3 protein-coding genes are annotated in these 1,944 nt (G+C 36.7%); 1 reads left to right on the forward strand and 2 read right to left on the reverse strand.

What is annotated here, in order from left to right:
* The coding region (locus tag AC1DTM_RS24355; protein WP_477001094.1) for a PepSY1/2 domain-containing protein at positions 1–756 on the reverse strand (756 nt) is incomplete at its 3' end.
* Positions 757–771: 15 nt separating this feature from the next.
* Positions 772–1,551 carry a spore cortex-lytic enzyme gene (gene sleB, locus AC1DTM_RS24360; protein ID WP_002161543.1) on the reverse strand — a complete coding sequence of 260 codons (780 nt, stop codon included), beginning with the start codon at positions 1,549–1,551 and terminating at the stop codon, positions 772–774.
* A gap of 143 nt (positions 1,552–1,694) precedes the next feature.
* On the opposite strand from sleB, the gene AC1DTM_RS24365 reads away from it, so the two are divergent.
* Positions 1,695–1,944, forward strand: a 250-nt coding sequence (locus AC1DTM_RS24365) for a DUF3889 domain-containing protein (protein WP_477001095.1), incomplete at its 3' end; no start/stop codon positions are given.

A 1,944-nucleotide genomic window follows, 5' to 3' on the forward strand; every position in this document is an offset into this window, starting at 1 on the left:
TGATTCTTTTGCACCTTTTCCACTTTTCTCAACTTCTACTTTTTCATTCCCTTTTAAGTTTAAAAATGATTTCGCGATTTTTTCCGCTTCCTCTTTCGAAATCGCCTTTCCTTTTGCCTCAAATCCGCCTTTTTTATTCTTTTGTGCACTTGTAAAAGTCGGTCCAAAGTTTGTGGACGAGTATGATGTTACATTCTTTTCTACCGTCTTTAATCCATCGATAATTGTGTTATCTGCTGGATCTTGGTTTGACGCTAGAGCCATTTCTACATCCATCCAGCGAAGATTATTTTTCAATACAAGATGCTGCACTTTTCTCAGTTCATCTTGTATATTTTCTGCATTTGAATATAAACCTTGTAACGTTTTATATTCTTGATCATTTAACGGTTCGTTTTCTAAATCACGAACCGCTGCACGATAACTAAAATCACCGATATTCGCAAGGAACTCTTCCGTTTTATTAAATGGCATTAATGTTAATGGTAGTTGCCCTACATCAGAACGAGCCTCTGATGTTAAACGCCATACATCTGCTAAAGCTGGCGATAATGAGGAACKTGAATTCATCGCCAGTGTTGTTCCAATTTTATCGTGTAATAAATCAACTTCATATGCTAAATCATGAAACGCACGCTGATAACTATTTTCCGCTCGAATTAATACCGCATTTTTCTCTTGATRCTCTTTATAGCCCCAATACCCTGTTCCTACTACACCTACTGTTAACAATACAATGATAATACCTCGTAACATGTTTCCACCTCCGCTCTATTTACAGAAAATATGTTTACCGATTTTTTTAATTTGTGGACGAGTCCAAATCCATTTGCTTGTCGCAGTATCTGGATTGAAATAATATAGTGCATTCCCTGTTGGATCCCATCCATTGATTGCATCTAATACGGCTTTTTTCGCATTTTCATTTGGCGTTAAATATATTTGTCCATCTGCTACTGCTGTAAAGGCTCTCGGTTCAAAGATTACACCTGAAACGGTATTTGGAAACGATGCACTTGTGACACGATTTAAAATTACCGCAGCCACTGCAACTTGTCCTAAATAAGGCTCACCACGTGACTCTCCATATACAGCGTTTGCCATTAGCTGAATGTCATTTTGAGAATAACCATTTGGAACATTTGTCCCTTTACTTTGTGGTGGTTTATTTTCTTGCGCAGTACCACCGCTGTTCCCTTTATTAGTTGTTGTACCTTTATTAGCGGTCGACTTATCATACTTTGTTGCCTTTACAAGCATTTGTTTCGTTTTAGCACCCGCTAAACCATCAACTGGCAATCCGAATTTTTGCTGAAAGTTTCGAAGCGCCCAATATGTACCCCATCCGAAAACACCATCAACTTTTCCCGTATAAAATCCGTTATATTTCAAACGAGTTTGCAGTTCAATGACATCTTCTCCAGATGCTCCCCTTTGAATTACTTGATTAGAAAAGGCTTCTACATTTTTGGTTTGTATACTACTTACCATTAAAGATAAGCCAATAAAGGTAAGTAAAACTGCTAGCTTCAAAAAACCTTTTTGACGCATATGTTTCCCTCCTTAAATACAGAATGAATTCATGGTTATGTTTTGTAAATGTGAAGCTTTTATGTAAAGAAGACAAAAAAAGCCAAGCTTATATGCTTGAAGATATATGCACACAATATAAAAAAGAGTAAAAGGAGCTTATTATGAAGTATTTCTTCACACGTATAGCATTCGCGATTTTTTTACTAACAGCATGTTCAAATATATATACTGGTCCATCTATCGTTCACGCACAGCCGCCCTATGCAAAATGGGGTAAACTAGCCGTTGAAAAAACGAAAGAACAATATCCGAAAGCTGAGATTATCGATTACCTTCATATAGGTAGAAAACCAAAAACTGTTCAAATAACAGTTGAAAAGTTTAAATTATGGCTACGTGAGGGTGGAAAAG

The organism is Bacillus sp. P4_D3 (genome assembly GCF_056401855.1).